Origin of the sequence: Chitinophaga filiformis, from assembly GCF_023100805.1 — a bacterium.
Taxonomy (GTDB): Bacteria; Bacteroidota; Bacteroidia; order Chitinophagales; family Chitinophagaceae; genus Chitinophaga; species Chitinophaga filiformis_B.
In genome coordinates, this window is record NZ_CP095855.1 from 4,588,012 (window position 1) to 4,610,689 (window position 22,678).

Genomic DNA, 22,678 nt, shown 5'->3' on the forward strand with positions numbered 1-22,678 from the left:
ACCGCTAGATCCACCGTTATGAAAGCAAATTCCGCCAGTCGTACAGCGCAATACATGGCGCTGTTCCGGGCATTGGAGACTAATCGTCCATCCGGGAAAAGACTGTTCACTGACCCTTATGCCGTTTCTTTTCTTACCACAGGCTTTAAATTCGTTACCCAGTTGTCAGTTATTCCCTTTATCCGCAGCCTGGTCTATCGCATCATCCGGAAGAGAATTCCAGGCGCGCTATCGTCCGGTGTGGCACGTACCCGCTATATCGATGAGCTCTTGCAACAGGCCGTACGTAACGGTGTTAAGCAGGTGATCATCCTGGGAGCAGGATACGATACCCGCGCATTGAGACTGGGCTTCCTGCGGGCCCTGCCAGTGATTGAAATAGATCATCCGTCTACCGCCGCACTGAAACAGGAGCGGGTGAAAAAGAGCCTGGGGAAATTGCCGGAAAATGTCCGGTATATCCAGACATACTTTAATGAGCGGAGCCTTGATCAGCTGGCAGCCGAACAGCAGATTGACAGGACCTTGCCCACTGTTTTTGTCTGGGAAGGCGTAACAAATTATCTCACTGCAGATGCCGTTGGGGCCACATTTGCTTTTATGCGGCAATTTGCACGAGGCACTTATGTGATCTTTACTTATGTGGATGAAAAGATCATCAGGTATCCTGCTGCGTTTTTTGGTGGTGAAAAGTTGCTGGAAGATCTGAAGCAGATCGAAGAGAACTGGACATTTGGACTGGAACCCTTCCTGACAAGACGTTACCTGGACAATTTTGACATGGACCTGCTGGAAGATTACAGCGCAGGAGAATACCGCAATCATTACCTGCCGGAGCGTAGTGAAAAAGGATATGAATTTTATCGTGTTGCCTTTGCCGTGAAAAGATAACAAAGCACTTATTTTTTTAATCGCTATTCTATATTTTTATTGTATAACCGAACTGTATGAAAATATACTCCATATTACTAGCATTTTGCATAATGTCAACAGTTTCCTTCGCACAGTCCAAAGAAGAAAAGGCCGTCGCTTCACAGGTGGAAATATTGAGAAAAGCCATGGTGGACGCAGATAAAGCTGCACTTGAAAAAGTAGCTGATGAAAAATTATCTTACGGCCATTCCGGAGGCAAAATAGAGGACAAGCCCACTTTTGTTTCCAATATCGTGAGTGGAAAATCTGATTTTGTTTCCATCGATCTATCTGATCAGAAGATCACTATCAGCGGGAATACCGCTATTGTAAGACATACACTTACTGCAGATACTAATGATAATGGTGTGGCAGGACATGTAAAACTGTATGTCTTATTGGTGTGGAGTAAAGATGGCAGTCAGTGGAAATTACTTGCCCGCCAGGCGGTAAAGGTGCCCGCCTGAGCCCGTCCTTTAATTTACCCATAATGATGAGAACATTACTCCAACTTCTACGGGATACAGCCCTTATAAGGAGAGAAATTCCTGTGGCATAATTTTGTGACCATTATTGCGTAACACAGAGGCAAAACAGCCTTATCTGTTAACCAATAAAACTAATATTATGCAAGCTACAGTTGAAACTATTGAGGTACTGAATGATCTGATCCAGATCAATAATGACCGTATAGAAGGATATGAAAAGGCGTTGAGAGAGTTAAAAGAGGAAGATTCAGATCTGAAAGCGTTATTCTCTTCCATGATCAGCGAAAGCCATGAGATCCGTCTTGCATTGGGTACAGAAGTAAATGCGCTGGGTGGTGACATGGACCATTCTACCACTACAAGTGGTAAGATCTATCGCGCGTGGATGGACGTGAAAGCCGTATTCACAGGCCACGACCGCCACACTGTACTGGCTAACTGTGAGGCCGGTGAAGATGCCGCACAACGTGCGTACAGAACAGCTCTGGAAGACGAAGATCTGCCTGCTTACCTACGCGAGATGGTCAGTGAACAACAGGCTACTTTGAGAGCTTCTCACGATCAGATCAAAGCGCTGCGCGATGCGAATAAGAACAGATAACCAATAAGCAGGGTAAAAAAATTGAAAGAGGCTGCCTTCATTTTGGAAGTGCAGCCTCTTTTGCATTATATCTATTCTGTGCCCATATGGGCCAGATCTTTTTCCATCATTGGTTTTATGGCGGCAAATATTTCCCGCAACTGGCTCACGCGTTTATCTGTATCATTGCTCCAGGAGGTGGTGCTACTAAGTGATTTCAATATTTCTGCAGCTCCCTTTACCTCCAGGTTCATGACGCTTGGCTTCATTTTGTGCAATACTTTCTTGAGTTCCGGGAGATTCTTCTGCTCCTGCAAGGTGGCCAGTTCCGCAAGATATTCATCCAGCGATGAAATAAAAAGCATGATCATTTTCTGAATGAACGAAGTACTGGTATTACTTATCTTGTAAAGGTAAGTATACGTATATAGTTGATGTTCCGGTCGCATAATAGGTCGATAGTATCATCAGGCGCCCTCTATTTCACCTGTCTGTAACATTTTATAAATGGTTGATTTGCCGATATCCAGTTTTTCCGCAACCAGCAGCACATTGTCGTCATATCGTTTCAGGTAATTGCGGATGATGAGCCTTGTGTATTCTCTTAAGGTCAGTTCCGTATTCAATACAGTATCAACATCGTGATTATTACCTGAGAGGAAGGTAATATCTTCGGGTTCCACGAGATTATTTTCCGACATTACTGCTGCCAGTTCCACTACTGATTTCAGTTCACGCACGTTTCCCGGGTAACTGTATCCCAGTAATTTTTCTCTCGCACTTGGGGATACTTTTATTTCGGCTACCTTATTTTCCTTACAGTAAGCGGCCAGGAAATGCTGTGTCAGCAGCAGGATATCTTCCTTGCGCTCGCGCAGGGGAGGAAGGGTGATGGGAAGACCAATAATGCGGTAATAAAGGTCTTCACGGAAATTACCTTTTTTTATTTCCTCCGCCAGGTTCTTATGAGTAGCCACTACCAGCCTGAAGTCCAGTTTGATCTTGCTGGTACCTCCCAGGCGGGTAAGCTCTTTTTCCTGCAATACACGCAGTAGTTTGCTTTGTATATTCAGGTCCATTTCTCCGATCTCGTCCAGGAAAAGAGTACCGCCGTTTGCTTCTTCAAAGCGGCCGGTCTTTTTGTTCTGCGCACCGGTGAAGGCGCCTTTTTCATACCCGAACAGTTCACTTTCTACCAGCTCTTTCGGAATGGCTGCCATGTTCACAGGCACAAAGGGATGACCACTTCTCGCGGAATTGTAATGGACAGCCCGTGCTACTAATTCCTTTCCGGTACCTGTTTCGCCCGATATGGAAACATTGATAAGCGAACCGGCAGCCTTGTCTATCAGCTTAAAAACGGTTTGCAGGGCAGGACTGTTGCCTATAATAGAGCGGGAATAATCGTATTTGGTCTTGAGTTCGGCCTTGAGCTCGGAGATCTCGTTTTTGAGAGAGAGTTTTTCCCGTAAACGGATGATCGCTTTCCATAATAACTGCTGGGTATTATCATCTTTTACCAGGTAGTCTTCTGCACCCATTTTAAGCAGGTCTACTGCCGTCGTGATCTTTTCCTGAGCACTGATGATGATTACGGGAAGGTTCGGCTGGGCCTGTTTGATCTTTTTATAAAGTTCTTCCCCGTTCATGTCGGGAAGCCCAAAGTCTATTGTCACAAGATCCGGTTTCCGGTGCAACTGCGCCAGGCATTCTTTGCCTGAGCCAATTAAGGTTATTTCGTAGTCGGGGTTCTGACTGAGGTAATGCTGTAATAATCCTCCGTACCACTTATCATCCTCTACAATAAAAATCTTAAAATCGAGCATTCATGGAATTTTCTGTTAATTTAGGAAAATTTCCAATCATCTAAAAAAGGCCTCCTTTGCAACACCTTCCGAAAGTGTACGCGCCGGAGGCCCGATAGGGATTATGTAGGCAAGCAAAAAAAAAATTGTTCACTGTTCTGATATATCATCAGTTGGCCCCTCTGCCTCACAATCCATTTGCATCGGGGCCCTGATGAAGCACTCTCAAAGTCGGCAAGGACCACGTCCACGTATAAATCTCTTCTTTTCAACGATCATCGCCTGGCCCCTCCACACACACTGACAGCAACTTCACGGGGGGCCGGGATGACAGTCCACATACTCAACACAATATTTTTAGAAAGATCTTTTTTAGTATTATCATCGCCTGGCCCCTCTACAACACTTCTCTTTTTTCACCGGGGCCGGGATGACGCATTCTCAAGCTGGCAAGCATAACATCCACATCCGTAATCAATTTCAATTTCTTTCAGACTCATCGGCCGGCCCCATTCAGACTCACTGGTAGCTCCTGCACCGGGGCCGGGATGAAATCCACAAACTCAACACACAACTTCAACTGGTACTTTGAATGACTCCTGAATTAGTCTAAGTCTTCTGAATTAGCATCCGGCATCATCCATATCCTGTATTAATTTCTTGAATTGTCAATGTATTCCTGTAAAGCAGCAGGGTAGAGCAGTACTTCTGCCAGTTGTTCTTTTTTGCGGGAAGTAGTGAAGTAACTACCTTCTACAAAGATGTCTTCTACCTGCTGTTTGAAAAGTTCCGGTTTGAACTGAGATGCTACAAGCTGTGCCGCACAAGACATGTCAGCATATAAAGGTTTGTTCTGTAGCAGCTGTTCTACGTGTTTGCGTACCTTTTCGATATAATGGCCGCTGATGCGATAACCGTTCCATCCGTGCGCCACCAGCTCATTTGCTCCGCCACTCAGTGGTACAATTACCGGTCTGCCATAACTCATTGCCTGCAGAATGCTGATATCGAACGTATCCTTGTGGTTCTCGACGTGAGAGAGGTTCAGCACCAAAGCAGCGCGCTGATAGAAAGGATGCAGGTTCAGCTGTGTACCATATACCATCAGGTTGTCCGGCATCTGGCAGTTTTCAAAATAAGCGTCAATTTCTTTTTTGTGCGCATTGATCACCAGTTCAAACTTTGTGGCCGGCATCAGTGCCGCCAGTTCGAGAAGTTCGCGCAATCCGCTTTCTTCATCCAATGGGGCGATCATCAATACAGTTTTGCGGGAACCATGATTGGAATGCAACACCGCTTCCTGTACGAACGACTGTGGCAGGCAACTGTGAATGACGTGTTTCTCCGCTTTAGGGAAGCTCATCTGCGACTGCAGGTACCTGGACCCGAACACAACATGTGTAGCCAGTCTTTTGGCGGATCCGTACAATACTGCGCGGAAGAAAGGCAAAGGCACCGCTGTTTCGTGTATGTGATAAGTGATCGGCGCCCTCTTCAGCCTGCCGGCCCATGCCGCTCCGAAAGGCAGTAAAGTATTGATATATACTTTCGCATCCGGTTCATACAGACTCAATACTTTCCTGAAGATCAGCACTTGTGCCAGCAGGAAGCTGAAGAATAAACGCCATTTGTTCCCCCGTTCAGAATAATTTATGTAGTGGTACTGTACACCCGGAATGCCTGTGAGGAATCCGGGCATCTCTCCCGTACGATTAGTAATAAGGTGTACTTCCATTTCCTTTTCTGCCAGTGTTTCCAGAGACTGGCGGAATACCAGCGTGTTACCGCTCCTGTCGTTCTGCAGATGTACTGCTATGATCTTTTTCATGATGTGCGTTGTTTGTGTGGTGGATATAGGTATAGGGATAAGCAGAACTCTTCTTTAACAGTTGTAGGTTTGGCAGGCAGCCTAGGTCATGAAGATCTCAATACGTCGTATAAGTAGCTGAACAATGAACAGGACGCCAGTATCAATCCAACGAAAAAGAAGAACCTGTTATTCCTTCGCTTTTTCTTCAGATAATCCTGCACTACAAATAGTTTATTAAGCGTGGCTGTTATATGATCCAATACGCTGTCGTCTTTAATTATATAATCGAACGCGCCGTTCTTGAGTGATTCTGTTGCGATTTCCGGTTGCTGACGGGAGCTGGCGAAGATCACGAAGATGTCTGAATTAAATCGCTTGATATCTTTCAGTAACTCCAGCCCGGTCATATCTCCAAGGTCGTGATCCAGCAGCACAATATCCGGCTCATCTGACAGTTGCAGCAGAAAGTCTGTGCCCGATAAGAAGCAGGTAACCTTTTCGTATCCCTGCGCCCTGAGGTGCTTATCGTAGGTGGCGAGACAGAATGGATCATCATCTACTACATAAATCTTGCTGTCGAATTTGTTTGCCATATTGCGTCGTTTGACTAAGTAGAATCCATTTGGATGCCAGAATGCCAGATCGCTCCAAATCGGCCATGGTGGCTGGTGTCAGGATTGGCATAGGGAGCTGGAACGTCCATTTGCAGGAAAAAATTCCAAAAAATGGAAAAATAGAGCTGGCTCATAAAAAAAACGTTCCACCGAGGCGGAACGTTTCAGATAATATGATATGCAATTACTTTCAGACGGTGGGGATGGCATCCCGATTTATGGTTTTTGCGGGTGGCTATTGCCGCTGCGTTGCCCGTTGTTGCTCTTGCTGCGATGTTGGGGGGCTTGTCCGCCGCCACGGTGATTGCTACCTGATGGTTTGTGGTTGCGGTTTCCACCACCGGGACGCTTTTTACCGTGTGCCCCTCTGCCTCCGCCGGAGCGGCCGGTTTTCGGAGTGTATTCAGGTACAGGGCCGAGGGCCGCAGGTACTTCCGCCTTGGTGACTGGTTTTCCCAACACTTCCTCAATCCTGGCAAATTTCCGCTGTTCCTTTTCACTGACGATGGTATAGGCGGTGCCATCGGTGGCCGCTCTGGCCGTACGTCCGATACGGTGGATATAGTCTTCCGCATCGTTCGGGACGTCGTAGTTAACTACCAGGTCAATATCCTCGATGTCGATACCACGGCTCAGGATGTCCGTGGCCACCAGCATTTTCAGTTTCCTGTTTTTAAAGTCCATGAGCACCTGTTCCCTCTTTTCCTGCTCCAGATCAGAGTGGATCTCTTCGACGGAAAAACGGGCCCTTTTCAGCTCATGGCAAAGCTGTTTTACGTTCTGCTTGCGGGAACAGAAAATAATGATGCTGCCGAACTGTTTCTGGGACAAGAGGTGCTTCATCAGCGCGATCTTCTGTTCCTCGAAAACGATGAATGCTTCCTGTACGATCTTCTCCGGCGGTTTGGAGATGGCAATATTGATCTCCTCCGGCTCATGCAGGATCCTGAGGGCCAGTTTCCGGATCTTGTCCGGCATAGTGGCGGAAAACAGGAGATTTTGCCGCTGTTTGGGCAGAAAGGAGGTGATCTTGATAATATCGTCGTTAAAACCCATGTCCAGCATGCGGTCAGCCTCATCGAGCACAAGGTACTTGACGGCGTCCAGTTTTACATAGCCCATATTCAGATGGGCGATCATGCGTCCCGGAGTGCAGATCACGATATCCACGCCCGAAGTCAGCGCCTTCTTTTCCGCAGAGAACAGTGCCCCGTTGCTACCACCATATACGGCAATAGAGCTGACAGATGTAAAATAGGACATACCTTCCAGTGTCTGGGCAATCTGTACTGCCAGTTCACGAGTGGGTACTATGATCAGTGAGTTGATCTTATGTGTATCGTGAGGCTCAGTAATTAAGCGATGCAGTATGGGCAACAGAAATGCTGCTGTTTTGCCTGTACCTGTCTGAGCGCAGGCCAGGATGTCTTTCCCGGCAATAATTGGGGGGATAACTTTTTCCTGAACGGGCGTCGCTGTGGTATATCCCATTGCATCTATTCCATCCAGAACCCGGTCATCCAGGTCAAATTCGTCAAAATACAAAATGCTTATATGGTTTTGATTCAAAAATAATTAGTTAAAGATACGGAATTGTAATCAGAGCACATACGGTATGTTCTTTGCAGCAAAGGCGGGAATCGAAAAACCGTCTGATATGCTAGAAAATCTCCAGCGGGACCTCCGCCTGCCTCCCTTTTTATGGAATATTTTGCTTGGTTTTGCGGCTGTTATCAGCGGCTTGATCATCAAATATCTCGTGTCGGTCATCCTGCGATTTACATCGAGAAAGGTTACCAATTATTCATTTGTGAGATCTGTACTGAACCGCCTGGGAACACCGGTCAGCTATTTCCTGCCGGTGCTGATCTTTGATATAGTGCTGCCGTTTATGGAGTTGGGCAGAAAGCCGATGGCCGTGCTGAGTAAGGCGGTGGAGATTTCCCTCATCGTGTCCTTTGGTTTTATGCTGACCGGCCTGGTGAAAGTGTTTGAGGACTATATAACACATACTTATGATCTTAAAAAAGAGGATAATCTCCGGGAGAGAAAGATGCGCACGCAGCTGCAGTTTGTGCGTAAGCTGGCTATCAGCACAATTATGATCCTGACGTTGTGCGCAGTGCTGCTGAGCTTTGACAACCTCCGGAAGATCGGGGCGGGCCTGCTGACCGGAGTAGGGGTAGGTGGTATCATTGTGGGTTTTGCTGCACAACGTTCCCTGTCCAATTTCCTGGCGGGGATGCAGATCGCTTTTACACAGCCTATCCGTATTGACGATGTGCTGGTGGTAGAAGGTGAATGGGGCAGAGTGGAAGAGATCACGCTCACCTATGTGGTACTGGGTATCTGGGACCAGCGCAAGCTGATCCTGCCCATCAATTATTTCATAGAGAAGCCGTTTCAGAACTGGACGCGCACCGGGTCTGCCATACTGGGCACTGCTTTCCTGTACCTGGATTATACAGCGCCTGTCGACCTGCTGCGCGAAGAATTTGAACGACTGCTGAAAGATCAGCCACTATGGGATAAACGGGTAAAGGCCCTGCAAGTCACCAATATTACCGAACAGACAGTGGAGATCCGTATGCTGGTGAGTGCCAACAGTTCGGGTAAGGCTTTTGACCTGCGATGTTATTTACGTGAGAAAATGCTGGCTTTCATACAGGAGCATCATGCATACTGCCTGCCGAGGAAGCGTGCTATTCTGGAAGGAGGAGAACGTCCGCTGATAGCGAATCAGGGATGATCGTCATTGATCTCTACCCAGTAGCCGTCGGGATCGGTGAAATATATCTGTTTTACGCCGTCCACACGGAGGGTAGGCTTATCTGCCTCACCTTTCCAGCTCTCGAAGGGGATGTGATGCTGCCGCAGGCGTTGCATAAATTCCTCTACTGAGGGAACGCTGAAGCAGAGATGGGAGTTTTTGTCGTGGGAAACAATTTCCTTCGCTCCTGATATAATGTGCAGGTGGCTGTGCTCAGCTACCTTGAACCAGGTATGGCGACCATCATGAAATGGCTCGGGGATGGTATCTATCTGGATAATATCCCTGTAAAAGGCTGTGCTCTTTTCCAGGTTAAAAACATAAAGCGCTATATGATTTAACATAGCGCTTTTCCGCTGGGCGAACGTTGGTATACCGGAGATGATCATAACAGCCACCAGTAAAAGGCATTGTGGAATCCGTCTTTTCATGCTCCAATATACTTATTGGGAATCAAATTTTATGAATTTTCTGCTCACTTTGATGCCCGTGTTCAGGAATAAGGTAACTACATATACGCCGGGATAGAACTTGCTGACATCGACGTCACGTTCAAATCTGGTGCCTGTTCCCGGGGTACGGGCTATTCCCTTTTCGGTGTACACAGTATTCCCGCCAATGCCTAAAATACGGATATCTATCGTTTTTGTGGAAAGGGTATCCATCATATAAACGATCGTCAGTTTGGGCGTTGTTACAATAGGGTTGGGATACAACACCATGTCATTATCTTTCAGTACTAGCAGGTTCTGAAGCGGGGGCTGCAGGAATCCTTGTGTAAGCATAGCCACCTCCGGATATGTGATAGTTTTCACAGCAATATCGCCTGCAGTCCAGTCCAGGTCAAGTCCCCCTTCGAACTGGGGGCCAATTTCGTAGGTGATGTTTTTGCCTGTGCTTGTTATTACCTGCCTTTCAAGGTACTGTGCGTGCGCCGCTCCGGAAACCAGGAGGGACGCACACACAGCATTAGCGGCAAATATTTTTCTGATGACTGTCATTGTTAAGGTTTTTCTTCAGTAAGGATTTCCATTTCCACCCTTCTGTTCTTTCCTTTGGAAGCCCTGCTGTCGTTGGCAGCGAGTGGTTTCGTTTGTCCATACCCTTTAGCGGTAATTCTGGCAGCGGCAACGCCTTTGCTAACCAGGTATTGTTTTACCGCTTCTGCTCTTTTTTCTGATAAAGTCTGGTTAAATGCCTCGGTTCCTTCATTGTCGGTATGTCCGCTCAGCGACAGGTGCCATTCGGGGTGCGCCTGCAGCAGGTTGGCCATTTTTTCGAGCGAAGGCAGTGATGCAGTAGCGATATCTGCTTTCGCGCTGGCAAACTGAAGGTTGGAGAATGCTGTATTGATAACTTCTTTTTCTGTTGTTTTCAGCGCTACTGTTTTAAGGGCCGGCTGCGCGGTAGTCGCCGGAACGTCAGGAGTAGCAGCAGTAGATGCTTCCATTACCGGTAAGGGGCCCGGACCAACAGGGAAACGTCTGTCTGAGTAAGGGAGCACTGTTCCGTCGGGCAGTACTTCATCCGCACGGGATGCTACGATCTGCCAGGTGAAAGGAACATTTGATTTGCCGCCCTGTAATTCTTTTACATCGAATCCTTTGGCTGATTTATTTGTCACGTATACGCCGTTACATTCACCTTCCAGCTGGATGAACACTTTCATGGGGTGTTTGGCGTCTACGCGGATCACTTTTGTAAGCAGGCCTTCGAGGTCAATATGAGCAGCACCATCTTTGAGCTCACCGGTTCCAAAGTCCTGGAAGAGCACTTCAGGCGCCTCTGTACAGAACAGGAGGCGGTTTTCACCTGCGGCGTCTTTTACCACAGTTGATTTGGTCCCGTTGGAGATCAGGCCATAGATACCGCTGGAATTAGCTCCGGCCAGGTAAGTATATACATGTGTTGCGGTGATACCAGTACCAAACTGGAAAACGCCGCCCCAACGGTCGATGTCAGTAGCGTTACCTTTCGCAAAACCATGCACGCCTACTCCAGTGTTCAACCCGCCTGCAGAACCGGCTATACCAGCGCCACCGATCGGATATACCACTACCTCGTTGTTACCGCCGCCAACTACGCCAATACCATTGGTAGCTGTTGTTCCAAAGCCAACCACACCTGCACGGGTACCAATGCCCATCATACCACCCCCAATCGTAGGAGGGTTTGTGAAGAGGTCTGGTTTCAGGTTGTTACCTATACCAACCACACCATAACCGGAGGCGTGGGTGGAAGAACCCATCACACCGGCAGACCTTACCTCTGTTGTTGGTTTATAAGGGGAGTTTGTAGTACCCTCCACACCCAGACCACCGTTGGTGGAAGAGTTGGTTCCTTTTACACCTTGTATGTAACGGGAAGTACCCAGTCCCAGAACGGCAGGGCCGAAAGCTGTAGAGCCTTTTACACCAGGACCGCTACCGAAGTTATATCCCGCTATACCAGCGCCCGTACTACTGTTCGCATAACCGACTATACCATTGGCGTAATTCGGATCGCCATTGATAATACCAGTAGGCACCTCACTCGAGAATACGGTTAATACGGCTTTACCAACCTGCGCACCCGCATCGTCCGTACCGTTTAAGATGGTCACTGGCTTATCGGGGAAGGTACGGAGCCTCTCATATGAAGGGGCAGTACCACCAGCCTTTATAATGAATGGATTATCATCTACAGTACCGATAAAGTCAAGCGCGGGGTTTGTGTCTTTGTTGCCTCTTATGAGCCAGGCCCTGCTTGATGACTTTACGGTATCGGCATTTGCAGTTGTTGTCAGGCCTATTGAACCGTTATCGAGATATTCCAGCGCAGAGAGGTTCCATCCTGTACCATCCTGTGCCATGATCTGCCAGGTGCCGGTGCTATCGTAGATGTAAGCTTTTCTGTCTGCACTGTTATAATAGGCCTGATTTACCAGGGGATCGGCAGGAGCGGCCGTTAAAGTACCCAGCCAGCTGATCGAAACCGCGGTTGAGCCATCCTGCGCCAGTACATGCCAGGTGCCGGTACCGGTAGTATCGTAGATATAGGATTTTTTGTCGGTGCTATTATAATAAGCCTGATTCTGCGACGGAGTAGCGGGTGGCGTAGCCAGTGTGCCCAGCCAGCTGATAGAGGTACCCGAGATGCCATCCTGTGTCAGGATCTGCCAGCTGCCGGTGCCGGTGGTGTCGTAGATATAGGATTTTTTGTCTGTTGTATTGTAGTAAGCCTGGTTTATAGCAGGACTGGCGGGTGGCGTTGCCAGGGACCCCAGCCAGCTGATGCCCGTTCCAACACCGTTCTGACCACTTTCAGAGAAAACCTGCCAGGCGGAACCATCATATATATATGCTTTCCGGTCTGTCAGGTCGTAATAAGCCTGGTTGACGCCGGGACTGGAAGGTGCTGATGTAAATGAGCCCAGCCAGGAGATGGATGTACCTGGTAAACCGTCCTGGGCCATAATATTCCAGGTGCCGGTAGCGCCGGTAGTATCGTAAATGTATGAGCGTTTATCTGTACTGTTATAATATGCCTGACCTGCAGCAGGTGTTGCCGGTGGCGCTGTGAGCGTACCCAGCCATTCAATGCTGACCAGGGTATTACCACCGCCGCTGCCGCCGGAGCCGCCATTAGCTGCATAAAGTGCATAAGGTACCGCCATGAATGGCATTACACCCATTGGCACAAAGTCATTTGTTCCATGTATGTCCAGGTCTACCCTCAGGTACTGGTTACCTCTGCTCCAGGGAATGGTTTTGAAATCCCCCACTTCAGGAGTACCGGTACCTATCACCAGGGAGAAGAGACCCTGGCTATTGGTTGTGGTCGAATGCTTTTCAGTGTACAGGGGATTACCATCGGGGCTACCATCCAGGATACTGAATTTTACCTGTATTGCCTGCAGGCCAATTACAGCACCCTTAGGGTTTTCCCTGGCGATTGCCTGGTAGTTGATACCCCACAATCCACTTTGCTGTGCTTTCGCGACGAAGCTGGAACAGACGAAAATAGGAACTAATAAAATGAGTAAAATTGCTTTCATCTCATACAAGTTATAACAGTAATAAGGCTATAAGTATATAATATTATATTATATCTTATATTATAAATAAAGTAAAGATATGATTTATATTCTATTTATTCTTATTTTAATGTATTGCCTGCACCAACCTGCTACACGTTGGATGTAGAAATGAAGGGTTTATACTCATTTCTCCTTATATTTTTACAACTTTCGTAGTATATGAACTGAAAGAAAACTTTAAGTGGAAAGGGGTTATATGTTGATTATCAATCGTGAATGAATTAACCGGGTTTCAGTGCTTATACTCAATTCCCAGCGCTTCCCCAAAACGTGTTAGCATATTTAAAAAGATAGTCTTATAGCGTATAACCTGACTAATTACAGCACATAACACATAGCGAATTATTTACATGGAATGGGCCTGACCCGGCTTATCCTTCGTTTTCTCCATTCTGCTCCGTATATTGCCTGTCTAAAGGAATTTTGAGATATGCAATTGGGACTTAAGCATTATCCTGTGCTGGCTGCTTCACTGTTATTAGCGGGCATGCAGGTAAAGGGACAAGAGAAAAAAACAGCTTTCACCGCGGCAAAAGATTTTAAACCGGCAGAATATGTAGATCCCTACATTGGTTCGGGTGGCCATGGTCACGTGTTCGTAGGTGCAAGCGTGCCATTTGGCGCGGTACAGGTTGGGCCTACCAATATAGTAAAAGGGTGGGACTGGTGTTCCGGGTATCATTATTCGGACAGTGTTGTGATCGGTTTTCCGCAGACGCATCTTAGCGGTACCGGTATCGGCGATCTGGGAGATGTACTGATCATGCCATACACTGGTAAGATCAGGACAAACCACGGCAGCCAGGAGAACCCGACCAGTGGATATGGTTCTCACTACACGCATGCGCACGAAACGGCTAAACCGGGGTACTATTCTGTACAACTGGAAGATTATAATATCAAAGTGGAACTCACCGCTTCCGAAAGGGTGGGTTTTCACAAATACACTTTCCCGCAGGGAGAAGAAGGTCATATCATTGTTGACCTGAAGGAAGGCATCGGCTGGGACGCCCCGGTGGAAACCTTTATTCAGAAGAAAGACGACTATACCCTGGTAGGTTACCGTTTGTCAAAAGGCTGGGCGGAAGATCAGCGTCTCTGGTTTGCTATCCGCAGCAGCGTGCCGCTGAAAGATTTCCAGGTGTTTAATGGCGATGAGAAACTGGCCGGTACCGAGGGCAAAGGCAAAAATATCAAGGGGGTGATTTCATTTGAAAAGGCTCCCGCACAGGCCATGCTGAAAGTGGGCATTTCCCCTGTCAGCAGTGAGAATGCCCTGGCAAATATCAATAGTGAGATCCCCTCCTGGGATTTTGCAGGCACCGTGAAGACTGCCACGGCAAAATGGAATAAGGAACTCTCCAAGATCCGGTTGGAAACCGCTGATGTTACTAACAGGAGCATCTTTTATACAGCGTTGTATCACACCATGATAGGACCTGCACTGTTCAACGATCATAACCGCGCCTACCGTGGCACTGACAAGAAAGTGTACAGCAATCCGGGTTTTGACAACTATACCGTTTTCTCTCTCTGGGATATTTACCGCTCCTGTGCGCCTTTATATACACTGACGCAGCCGGAAAGGGTGAACAGTTTTGTAAACTCAATGCTGACTATTTACAAACAGCAGGGTAAATTACCTATCTGGCCACTGATGGGTAGCGAAACAAATTGTATGGTGGGCTATCATGCTGTGCCGGTAATTGCAGACGCATACCTGAAAGGATTCAAAGGTTTTGATATCAATGCTGCCTTTGAAGCTATGAAAGCATCGTCCATGAGAGATGACCTGGGTATGAAAGATATCAAGGCGAAGGGTTACATTCCGGCTGATAAAGAATACGAATCCGTATCTAAAGCCATGGAGTATGCAATAGACGACTGGTGCATTGCTGCCGTAGCAAAGAAACTGGGCCGTACGGCTGATTTTGAATACTATTCAAAAAGAGCCGGCTATTATAAGAACTATTTTGACAGCAGCATCAGGTTCGTTCGCCCGAGAATGGATGATGGCAGCTTTAAAACACCATACGATCCTTTCAATTCCATCCACGAGAAAGGTGATTTCACGGAAGGTAACGGTTGGCAGTATACCTGGCTGGTACCGCAGGATGTAGAAGGTTTGATCAGCCTGATGGGCGGTGATGACGCCTTTACCAAAAAGCTGGACAGCCTGTTCATTGCGAAAGGTGATATGGGCGCCCAGGCCTCCAACGATATTTCCGGCCTGATAGGGATGTATGCACATGGTAATGAACCAAGCCACCACGTAACCTATATGTATGCTTATTCCGGCAATCAGTGGAAGACGGCTGAAAAGGTAAGAAAGGTGATGAAGGATTTCTATACCAAGAGCCCTGAAGGGTTGGCTGGTAACGAAGATGTTGGCGCCATGTCATCCTGGTACGTATTCTCTTCCCTGGGCTTCTATCCTGTAAATCCGGCCAAAGGTATTTACGTATTCGGTAGCCCGCTGTTCGAGAAGGCAAGCCTGAAACTGCAGGGTGGTAAAACATTCACAGTAGAAGCAATCAACAACAGCGCTGAGAATATCTACATCCAGCAGGTAACGCTGAATGGCAAACCTTATAATAACAGCTTTATCCGTCACGCAGACCTTCTGAAAGGAGGTGTGCTGAAGATCACTATGGGCAACAAGCCTTCCGATTTCGGAAAACTGGCGGCTAATCGCCCGGATTCAAAGTATTGATCATATATAGATATGGGTTCAATGGCTGCCCTGCATTTAGCAGAGCAGCCACTTTTCTTTATATTATAGCCTGTTTTCAGATGGCTGGTTAATTTACCTGCTGCGCCTCCCTTTCCTGCGCAATCGTTTACTTTTCCCGCTCATAACAATTTGTTAGCAAATGCGTTAACTGGCAATTAACAGTTTTAATGACCAGATGTACGTAGCTTCATGCAATAGATTGCAGTGAATGTACCTGCATGATCCACGTGCGGAGCCATCTACCATAAAATGAACAGTTTATAATGATGAGTGAAAATCACGAACACATTTACCAGTTATTGCTGAAAAAGCGGAATGGTACTATCAATGAATCTGACGATCAGTATGTTTCAGCGTTAATTAACGGTCATGAGGATGTTGAATTGATGTGGAGGGCCCTGAAACATAGTTTTTCATTACCTGGTGAGGAGAAATTCTGGCAGCAGATAGACGTAGCTAACGCCTGGAGTACGGTCAGAAGCGAATTATCTGTTAAAAATACAGGCGTCCACAGTATCAGGAAATGGCTGTTTGCGGCTGCAGTGCTGATGGTAGCTATGATCGGCATCAGTCTGATATGGAGGAACATGCACCGCAATACGGAGCAAAAGTCGCCGGTTGCTGTGGCAAGTCCTGCTCCGGCCAGGGGCCAGCAGTTGCAGTTACAGCTGGCGGGAGGAGAGACCATTGCCTTGCCCTATAACCAGGCAAAACAGGACATCAAAGCGGGGGATGTGCAGCTCAGCGCCGGGGCTAAAAAATTACAATTTACCGGAGGTACTGCCATGGGCAACGGCTTTAATACCCTGACCGTACCGCCCAAAATGGACTATAAACTGTTGCTGGCCGATGGTACGGAAGTATGGCTGAATGCCACTTCCAAATTACGTTTCCCGTTTAATTTTTCCGGCGACAAGAGAGAAGTGTACCTGGACGGTGAAGCCTTTTTCCAGGTAACTAAAAACGATTCCAAACCATTTATTGTACATACCGAACAGACAGATATAGAAGTACTCGGCACATCCTTTAACGTCAATGCTTACAATGACGATATTACCAGGACTTCCCTGGTGAGCGGCGCCATAGTAGCCAGGGCAGATGGAAAAGAGGTGCGCCTGCGTCCGGGGCAGGAGGCTGTTTACAAAGCAGACCAGGGTTATAATGTACACGCATTTGATGAGAGCGAGGTACTGGCCTGGATGAAAGGAGTATATGTATTTCACAATACCTCCCTGCTGGAGATAGCCGAAGTGCTGGAACGCTGGTATGGCGTAAAAGTTGTCTTTGACAACAAGGCCCTGGCCGGCAAAAAGTTTACCGGTGGCCTGGAGAAGCTCCAACGCCTGGATTATTTCCTGGAAACATTGGAGCTGATCGGCGACGTTCATTACAGCTATGACGAAAAAGGCGCCATACATCTGAAGTAAGACACAGGCAGGCCTGACGGTATAGCTCCCACCCGGGGAAAAACTCAGCGCCTGACGGGGTTTACCGCACCTTATGATAATACCTTGTACTGTTGCGTAAGGTGTTTTATCGCATATTTTATCAGTGAATTGTGCCCGGTAAGGTTTAGTTTTTTGGAGATATTGTGACGGTGATTTTCGACGGTTTTAATACTGATATTAAGTGTCTGCGCAATCTCTTTAGTGCTCATACCTTCTGCGATCATCTGCATTACCCGGAATTCCGTTTTGCTTAGTTTGTGATGGACCTCAGGAGGAATAACGGGCATAGAAACGATGGTAGTGTGCTTTTTTTCTCTCTGCTGCACATTAAAAATAGTAAAACGGGTAAGCCTCGACTTAATGCTAAGCAACAGTTCCTTACTCTTAAAAGGCTTTGACAGAAAGTCGTCCGCACCGAGGTTCATGCCCATACGCATATCTTCCGTTCCCTCTTTCCCACTAATGAAGATCAGCGGAATATGTTGCAGGGATGAATCATTCCGCAGCTCCATAAGGAAGTGGTACCCGCTTCCGCCGCGTAGCCGCACACCGCATACAACAAGATCCGGTTTATACTGCCGGCAGATATAAATGCCCTCTTCCGGCGTAGTGGAAGTATAGACGTCATAATGATGCAGGGTTAATAACTGCTGGATCTTCTTTATTAAAGCAGCATCTTCTTCAATAACCAGTATTCTGTAAATTGGCTCTTTCATTGGCTCTTAGTTTGAGGTAGTATATTCGTCTCCGTTAGTGCTTTCTTTGTTACACCCGTAAGCCGGACATTCGGCATATTTTTCATTAAACGTATAACCACCGCAGAAATTGGCAGTAGGCAAAGAATATATCCGCATAGTTATAGGTCGCGTATCAAATTTCGTGTTCAAATAAGTCTATTTAGTGTTCGATGAACAATTCACACCCGTAGTGCCAGCAGCAATGTAACCCGGACAATACAGGATTTACTTTTAATGAGGTTTTCCAGAGAAGAATGGTGGGTAAAAGGTTAAAGCAGCGAGCTGGGCGTAAATATGCGTCAAATAACGGGGCCTTTTAACGTCTAGTCCGCTGTGCTTCTCGAAAATAAGTGTTAGCACCTAGAAATATGTGTGTCCTTACTCATTTTCCATATAAGCTCCTGAAATTTACGAAATCGGCAGCAACAATTGTACATCTTTACATGAGAAATGCATAAATCATTTAGCACTAAGTGTATTTGAAGTAAAAATTAATATCAATAAGGTCTAAAAGTTATATGTTTAATCGACATATCTGACAATATTAAACTGCCATATCCATATCCATAATAAAGCCAAATGGTTTCGCTAGCCTGATATGCTGATTATGAGATTGTATACCGGGCAAATGCGAAAGATTTTTAAACACAGGTTTTCATAGGATAGATAACTAAATTGCCGCTCATTCCTGGGCGGCATCTTTATTTTGTTCCCATAATTCATTAGCTTTATTCTTTACAGGTTTCACCATTTTGCGTGGTATAACCGCAACGTGCATACTTAACTATCAAAATTCCATGGAACAACAACCTAATTCAAACCGGAGAAATTTCATCCGGAACGTATCACTGGGCAGTCTGGCCGCCCTCAGCCTTCCAAATATTGCATCAGCAGCTACAAAAGAAATGAAAGCCCATGCTAAGAAAGTAACATTGAAAAAGGATGCAGTCATCCTCTTTCAGGGAGACTCTATTACCGATGCCGGCCGCAAAAGGGATCAGAGTGAACCCAACAACACCGGCGCCCTGGGCAATGGATATGCCTACCTTGCCGCAGCAGCGCTACTGAAAGAGTTCCCTGAGAAGAACCTGAAGATCTACAACAAGGGGATCAGCGGTAACAAAGTATACCAGCTGGCTGAAAGATGGGATACGGATTGTCTGCAGATAAAACCCGACGTGCTGAGCATCCTGATCGGTGTAAATGATTACTGGCACACGCTGAACGGCAACTATAATGGAACGATCAAGACCTACCGTGAGGACTTCACCAAGCTACTGGAGCGTACCAAGCAGGAACTGCCTGACGTACAGCTGATCATCGGCGAACCTTTTGCGGTAAAAGGTGTGAAAGCAGTGGATGACAAATGGTTCCCGGCCTTCGATGAATATCGTGCGGCTGCCCGTGAAATTGCCACAAAATTCAATGCTGCCTTTATTCCCTACCAGGCTATTTATGATAAAGCCCAACAGTCTGCGCCCGGTTCCTATTGGACTGGGGACGGGGTACATCCGGCCATAGCCGGGGCTTCGCTCATGGCTGCTTCCTGGATGGATGTGATCAAAAAATAATGCTTGTTATATACTATAAAAAGCCGCGGAGGTCATCCGCGGCTTTTTTTATTAGTGCGTTATTGCACCTCCACTTTTGGAGGGATCAGTTTATAGATAATCGGCGTCACGATCCTCGACAGCAGCGTAGAGCTGACCAGGCCACCGATGAGTACTATTGCCAACGGCGCTATCAGGGGATTGGTGGATATGGCAATAGGGATCAAACCTCCGATAGCAGTCAGCGAAGTTAGTACGATGGGCAGGAATCGTATTTCCCCGGCCTCCCGGATCGCTTCATCGAGCGTCTTTCCCTGCTCTCTCAGCTGATTGGTGAAATCTACCAGGAGAATGGTGTTCTTCACTTCAATTCCCGCCAGGGCTATCATACCAATGATGGCAACAAACGAGAGGGAGTTGCCGGTCAGCCACAGGCCAACGGCAGCGCCCACCACGCCCAGTGGTATTACTGACAATACGATCAGCGTACTTTTGAAGGTCTTGAATTCCAGCACCAGCACTGCCACGAACAGGAACATGGTCACGATGATAACGCTCATGAAGCCGCCGAAAGAGTCCTGTCTTGCTTCTACCTCACCGCCCATTTCATAGCTGTAACCGGTGGGCAGCGGAAAGGCATTCATTTTCTCAATAGTACTGTTGATCACCCGGTCGGCCAGGAAGCCTTCCCGGACAGAGGCGGTCACCGACACTACGCGTCTTTTCTCCTGGTGGTTGATGCGCAGGGGAGAAGCCTCCATCCGGAGACTGGCCACCTGCGAGAGTGGATAAGGCTTATCGTCCTGGTTATTTACGTACAGGTTGTTGAAGACATCCATGGTAGGACGGCCGTCTTTATTGCGTGTCAGCAGGACATCATAGTCGTTGTCGTTCTTATCCGCATAGTGGCCCAGGTTCAAACCAGCTACTGCCAGTCTCACCGTTCTGTCTATATTAATACTTGGAATGCCCAGCAGCTGTGCTTTTTCCTTATCGATGTCCACCCTGATGTCTGTTTTAAGCAGCTTCACCGGATTGTTCACGTAAATAGCTCCTGGCACCTTCTGCAGCATTACCTCTACCCGTGCAGCGAGGCTACGAAGGGTATCAAGATTGTCGCCGAAAAGGCGCACTTCCACCGGCGCCGGCGCTGGTGGTCCCTGCTCGAAGTTGACCACCTCCACTTTAGCCCCCGGGTACGGCGTCCACTGCCTGCGCAGCTTTTCGATCAGCTGCAGTTTTTCATAAGGCGAAGTATGATTGTCCAGCTGGATGAATATCTCGGCAAAGTCGCTCCTCTCATTTTCCTGTATGACATTGTAATAGATACGGGGATTACCTTTCCCTACATTGGTAGCAAAGTAATTGATGGCCCTTTCTTTTTTCAGTGACTGTTCTACCTGTCGCGCAATGCTCTTGGTGTAAGCAAGACTTGACTGCGGGGGTGTGGTAATATTCACCAGGAACTGTGGCTTTTCTGATGCCGGGAAAAGGCTGAAACCCACTACCTGGAACAATACGATTGAACCACTGAAGATGATCACGGTAATGATGATGGAAAGCACCGGTCTTTTCAATGCTTTATCCAGTACGCGGGAATAGCTGCCATGGATCAGTCTTTTCAGTGCGCGCATGAAGATGTTCCCCTCCGGGTTCCCCGCATGCTCGGGCAGCAATTTGCTGGCCAGGAAAGGGATGATTGTCAGCGAGACAAACATGGAAGCAAACACGCTCAGAATAACGGCCATTGGAAGTCCGCGGATAAAGTCACCGGCGCCTTCAGGCAGGAATACCAGTGGCATGAATGCGATGACCAGTGCGGCAGTGCAGCCCACCACTGCAAGCCCGATCTGTTTGGTGGCTTTGAGTGTGGCCTCCATTCTCGAGTGTCCTTCCAGTATCCAGCGCTCGATATTCTCTATCACCACAATGCTGTCGTCTACCAGTAAGCCCAGTGCTACTACCAGTCCTACGATGCTCAGCTGGTTAAGGTTATACCCAAATACATTTAACAGCACTATCCCGATAGCCAGCGATAAAGGGATGGAGATCATTACGATCAATGCGGGACGGAATCCCAGCGGAAGCAGGGTAACAGCCACGAGTAGTATCGCGATGATGAAGTCTTTTCCCAGGCCGCCCAGACGCCTGTTCACATTGTCTGCCTGGTCAAAATGCTGGACCATGTCGATGTTTGAAGGCAGGGTTTTCTTAAACTGGTTCAGTACCGGCAGATAAAGTTCCTTGGTTTTGCTGATGTTTTCACCTTCTTTCTGTGCTGCCACTACAAAGGCGCATCTGCGTCCGTTCAGCCTTGTTTCATATTGTTCATCAGCCAGACCATAATAGATAACAGCAACATCTTTAAGAAAGATATTCTTTCCTTTGCTGTTGAAAACCACTGTGTTTTTTATTTCGTCCAGCTGCTGATAGCTGCCGCTGCTCTTGATGTTATAACTGCGGTTACCGGCTTCAATGCTACCGCCAGGGATATTGCTCATTTCGTTCTGAACGCTGGAGATGACCTTATTCACCGGTAAACCCATCTGGGCGATCTTTTCAAGGTTTAACTCAATTCTCACCTGCCTGTCAGGGATACCGTGAATCTCCACATTTTTGAGGGCCTTGATGGTTTCCAGGTCATCCTGTAACTTCTCGGCATAATACTGCAATTTGTCTTTTGATGCCGTTTCGGAGACCAGTGCTATCTGCATGATATTCACATCACTGGGCTGCTGCCGCAGCACGTCGATGTTGATATTCTCCGGCAATTCGTCCCGTTTACCATTTACAACACGCAGCACTTCCTGGTATTTATCGTCCACGTTGCTGTGGTATTTGTATTCAACCCGTATCACGGCCAGGCCGTCTCCGATGCTGGTCCTCACGCGTTTGATATTTTCCTGTGAAGACAATTCTTTTTCCAATGGGTCCACCACGAGGTCTTCCATGTCTTTCGGGCTGGTACCCGGATATACGACAACTACATTAAAGAAGGGCGATTTAACCTCGGGATCTTCAGACCGGGGCATTGTGAGGATGGTAGTAATACCGAGTACGATGATCATAATAAAGATCACCAACGTAAATTGATAGTTCTTTACCGCGTATGAAGAGATTTTCATGATTCGTTGATTTATTAGAGGAGTTCC

The 22,678-nt window shown here is 47.3% G+C and carries 17 protein-coding genes; 7 read left to right on the forward strand and 10 right to left on the reverse strand.

Translation table 11 applies throughout. From position 1 onward, the window contains the following. The first annotated feature begins 18 nt into the window (after nucleotides 1-18). The 3 genes from MYF79_RS17965 (at nucleotide 19) to MYF79_RS17975 (ending at nucleotide 2,001) form a co-directional block, all read left to right on the forward strand. Nucleotides 19-891 carry a class I SAM-dependent methyltransferase gene (locus MYF79_RS17965; protein WP_247809030.1) on the forward strand — a complete coding sequence of 291 codons (873 nt, stop codon included), beginning with the start codon at nucleotides 19-21 and terminating at the stop codon, nucleotides 889-891. A 92-nt stretch (nucleotides 892-983) separates the two neighbouring features. Beyond that, nucleotides 984-1,379 carry a nuclear transport factor 2 family protein gene (locus MYF79_RS17970; protein ID WP_247809031.1) on the forward strand — a complete coding sequence of 132 codons (396 nt, stop codon included), beginning with the start codon at nucleotides 984-986 and terminating at the stop codon, nucleotides 1,377-1,379. Nucleotides 1,380-1,539: 160 nt separating this feature from the next. Further along, nucleotides 1,540-2,001 (forward strand): PA2169 family four-helix-bundle protein, encoded by a 462-nt coding sequence (locus MYF79_RS17975; protein WP_199656668.1) that lies wholly within the window; start codon nucleotides 1,540-1,542, stop codon nucleotides 1,999-2,001. Nucleotides 2,002-2,072: 71 nt separating this feature from the next. On the opposite strand, the gene MYF79_RS17980 is transcribed toward MYF79_RS17975, so the two are convergent. The 5 genes from MYF79_RS17980 to MYF79_RS18000 all read right to left on the reverse strand — a co-directional run bounded on the left by MYF79_RS17980 (nucleotide 2,073) and on the right by MYF79_RS18000 (nucleotide 7,778). Then, nucleotides 2,073-2,429 carry an Hpt domain-containing protein gene (locus tag MYF79_RS17980; protein ID WP_247809032.1) on the reverse strand — a complete coding sequence of 119 codons (357 nt, stop codon included), beginning with the start codon at nucleotides 2,427-2,429 and terminating at the stop codon, nucleotides 2,073-2,075. Nucleotides 2,430-2,447: 18 nt separating this feature from the next. Then, nucleotides 2,448-3,806: a sigma-54-dependent transcriptional regulator gene (locus tag MYF79_RS17985; protein WP_199656670.1), complete on the reverse strand. Its 1,359-nt coding sequence runs from the start codon at nucleotides 3,804-3,806 to the stop codon at nucleotides 2,448-2,450. Nucleotides 3,807-4,437: 631 nt separating this feature from the next. Beyond that, nucleotides 4,438-5,613, reverse strand: a complete 1,176-nt coding sequence (locus MYF79_RS17990; protein WP_247809033.1) for a glycosyltransferase — start codon at nucleotides 5,611-5,613, stop codon at nucleotides 4,438-4,440. An 86-nt stretch (nucleotides 5,614-5,699) separates the two neighbouring features. Next, a complete protein-coding gene (locus MYF79_RS17995) occupies nucleotides 5,700-6,188 on the reverse strand; it encodes a response regulator (RefSeq protein ID WP_199656672.1) in 489 nt (162 codons plus the stop codon). Nucleotides 6,189-6,425: 237 nt separating this feature from the next. Continuing rightward, a complete protein-coding gene (locus MYF79_RS18000) occupies nucleotides 6,426-7,778 on the reverse strand; it encodes a DEAD/DEAH box helicase (RefSeq protein ID WP_247809034.1) in 1,353 nt (450 codons plus the stop codon). 88 nt (nucleotides 7,779-7,866) lie between these two features. Between MYF79_RS18000 and MYF79_RS18005 the strand changes: the two genes are divergently transcribed. Beyond that, nucleotides 7,867-8,958 carry a mechanosensitive ion channel family protein gene (locus MYF79_RS18005; protein ID WP_247809035.1) on the forward strand — a complete coding sequence of 364 codons (1,092 nt, stop codon included), beginning with the start codon at nucleotides 7,867-7,869 and terminating at the stop codon, nucleotides 8,956-8,958. Here the strand turns inward: MYF79_RS18005 and MYF79_RS18010 are convergent. The 3 genes from MYF79_RS18010 to MYF79_RS18020 are packed head-to-tail and all read right to left on the reverse strand — an operon-like array spanning nucleotide 8,949 to nucleotide 13,015. Next, nucleotides 8,949-9,410: a VOC family protein gene (locus MYF79_RS18010; RefSeq protein ID WP_247809036.1), complete on the reverse strand. Its 462-nt coding sequence runs from the start codon at nucleotides 9,408-9,410 to the stop codon at nucleotides 8,949-8,951. The two genes, MYF79_RS18005 and MYF79_RS18010, sit on opposite strands and share 10 nt — an antisense overlap. A 12-nt stretch (nucleotides 9,411-9,422) precedes the next feature. Next, nucleotides 9,423-9,980 carry a T9SS type A sorting domain-containing protein gene (locus MYF79_RS18015; RefSeq protein ID WP_247809037.1) on the reverse strand — a complete coding sequence of 186 codons (558 nt, stop codon included), beginning with the start codon at nucleotides 9,978-9,980 and terminating at the stop codon, nucleotides 9,423-9,425. Nucleotides 9,981-9,982: 2 nt separating this feature from the next. Continuing rightward, the gene (locus MYF79_RS18020) at nucleotides 9,983-13,015 is read right to left on the reverse strand and encodes an OmpA family protein (protein WP_247809038.1); all 3,033 of its coding nucleotides are present in this window, start codon (nucleotides 13,013-13,015) and stop codon (nucleotides 9,983-9,985) included. A gap of 472 nt (nucleotides 13,016-13,487) precedes the next feature. On the opposite strand from MYF79_RS18020, the gene MYF79_RS18025 reads away from it, so the two are divergent. Next, the gene (locus MYF79_RS18025) at nucleotides 13,488-15,770 is read left to right on the forward strand and encodes a GH92 family glycosyl hydrolase (RefSeq protein WP_247809039.1); all 2,283 of its coding nucleotides are present in this window, start codon (nucleotides 13,488-13,490) and stop codon (nucleotides 15,768-15,770) included. Between the two features lie 284 nt (nucleotides 15,771-16,054). Further along, complete coding sequence (locus tag MYF79_RS18030) at nucleotides 16,055-17,218, forward strand: FecR family protein (protein ID WP_247809040.1); 1,164 nt, start codon at nucleotides 16,055-16,057, stop codon at nucleotides 17,216-17,218. 71 nt (nucleotides 17,219-17,289) lie between these two features. On the opposite strand, the gene MYF79_RS18035 is transcribed toward MYF79_RS18030, so the two are convergent. Further along, nucleotides 17,290-17,955 (reverse strand): response regulator transcription factor, encoded by a 666-nt coding sequence (locus MYF79_RS18035; protein WP_247809041.1) that lies wholly within the window; start codon nucleotides 17,953-17,955, stop codon nucleotides 17,290-17,292. An 818-nt stretch (nucleotides 17,956-18,773) separates the two neighbouring features. Between MYF79_RS18035 and MYF79_RS18040 the strand changes: the two genes are divergently transcribed. After that, nucleotides 18,774-19,547, forward strand: coding sequence for an SGNH/GDSL hydrolase family protein (locus MYF79_RS18040; protein WP_247809042.1), 774 nt, complete (start codon nucleotides 18,774-18,776; stop codon nucleotides 19,545-19,547). 59 nt (nucleotides 19,548-19,606) lie between these two features. Here the strand turns inward: MYF79_RS18040 and MYF79_RS18045 are convergent, their stop codons facing one another. Beyond that, a complete protein-coding gene (locus MYF79_RS18045) occupies nucleotides 19,607-22,651 on the reverse strand; it encodes an efflux RND transporter permease subunit (protein ID WP_247809043.1) in 3,045 nt (1,014 codons plus the stop codon). Between the last annotated feature and the right edge of the window lie 27 nt (nucleotides 22,652-22,678).

What these genes read in the sequence shown, in the direction of transcription:
- MYF79_RS17965 (WP_247809030.1), top strand. Translation starts at nt 19, where the DNA reads ATGAAAGCAAATTCCGCCAGTCGTACAGCGCAATACATGGCGCTGTTC.
- MYF79_RS17970 (WP_247809031.1), top strand. Translation starts at nt 984, where the DNA reads ATGTCAACAGTTTCCTTCGCACAGTCCAAAGAAGAAAAGGCCGTCGCT.
- MYF79_RS17975 (WP_199656668.1), top strand. Translation starts at nt 1,540, where the DNA reads ATGCAAGCTACAGTTGAAACTATTGAGGTACTGAATGATCTGATCCAG.
- MYF79_RS17980 (WP_247809032.1), bottom strand. Translation starts at nt 2,429, where the DNA reads ATGCGACCGGAACATCAACTATATACGTATACTTACCTTTACAAGATA.
- MYF79_RS17985 (WP_199656670.1), bottom strand. Translation starts at nt 3,806, where the DNA reads ATGCTCGATTTTAAGATTTTTATTGTAGAGGATGATAAGTGGTACGGA.
- MYF79_RS17990 (WP_247809033.1), bottom strand. Translation starts at nt 5,613, where the DNA reads ATGAAAAAGATCATAGCAGTACATCTGCAGAACGACAGGAGCGGTAAC.
- MYF79_RS17995 (WP_199656672.1), bottom strand. Translation starts at nt 6,188, where the DNA reads ATGGCAAACAAATTCGACAGCAAGATTTATGTAGTAGATGATGATCCA.
- MYF79_RS18005 (WP_247809035.1), top strand. Translation starts at nt 7,867, where the DNA reads ATGCTAGAAAATCTCCAGCGGGACCTCCGCCTGCCTCCCTTTTTATGG.
- MYF79_RS18010 (WP_247809036.1), bottom strand. Translation starts at nt 9,410, where the DNA reads ATGAAAAGACGGATTCCACAATGCCTTTTACTGGTGGCTGTTATGATC.
- MYF79_RS18015 (WP_247809037.1), bottom strand. Translation starts at nt 9,980, where the DNA reads ATGACAGTCATCAGAAAAATATTTGCCGCTAATGCTGTGTGTGCGTCC.
- MYF79_RS18020 (WP_247809038.1), bottom strand. Translation starts at nt 13,015, where the DNA reads ATGAAAGCAATTTTACTCATTTTATTAGTTCCTATTTTCGTCTGTTCC.
- MYF79_RS18025 (WP_247809039.1), top strand. Translation starts at nt 13,488, where the DNA reads ATGCAATTGGGACTTAAGCATTATCCTGTGCTGGCTGCTTCACTGTTA.
- MYF79_RS18030 (WP_247809040.1), top strand. Translation starts at nt 16,055, where the DNA reads ATGATGAGTGAAAATCACGAACACATTTACCAGTTATTGCTGAAAAAG.
- MYF79_RS18035 (WP_247809041.1), bottom strand. Translation starts at nt 17,955, where the DNA reads ATGAAAGAGCCAATTTACAGAATACTGGTTATTGAAGAAGATGCTGCT.
- MYF79_RS18040 (WP_247809042.1), top strand. Translation starts at nt 18,774, where the DNA reads ATGGAACAACAACCTAATTCAAACCGGAGAAATTTCATCCGGAACGTA.
- MYF79_RS18045 (WP_247809043.1), bottom strand. Translation starts at nt 22,651, where the DNA reads ATGAAAATCTCTTCATACGCGGTAAAGAACTATCAATTTACGTTGGTG.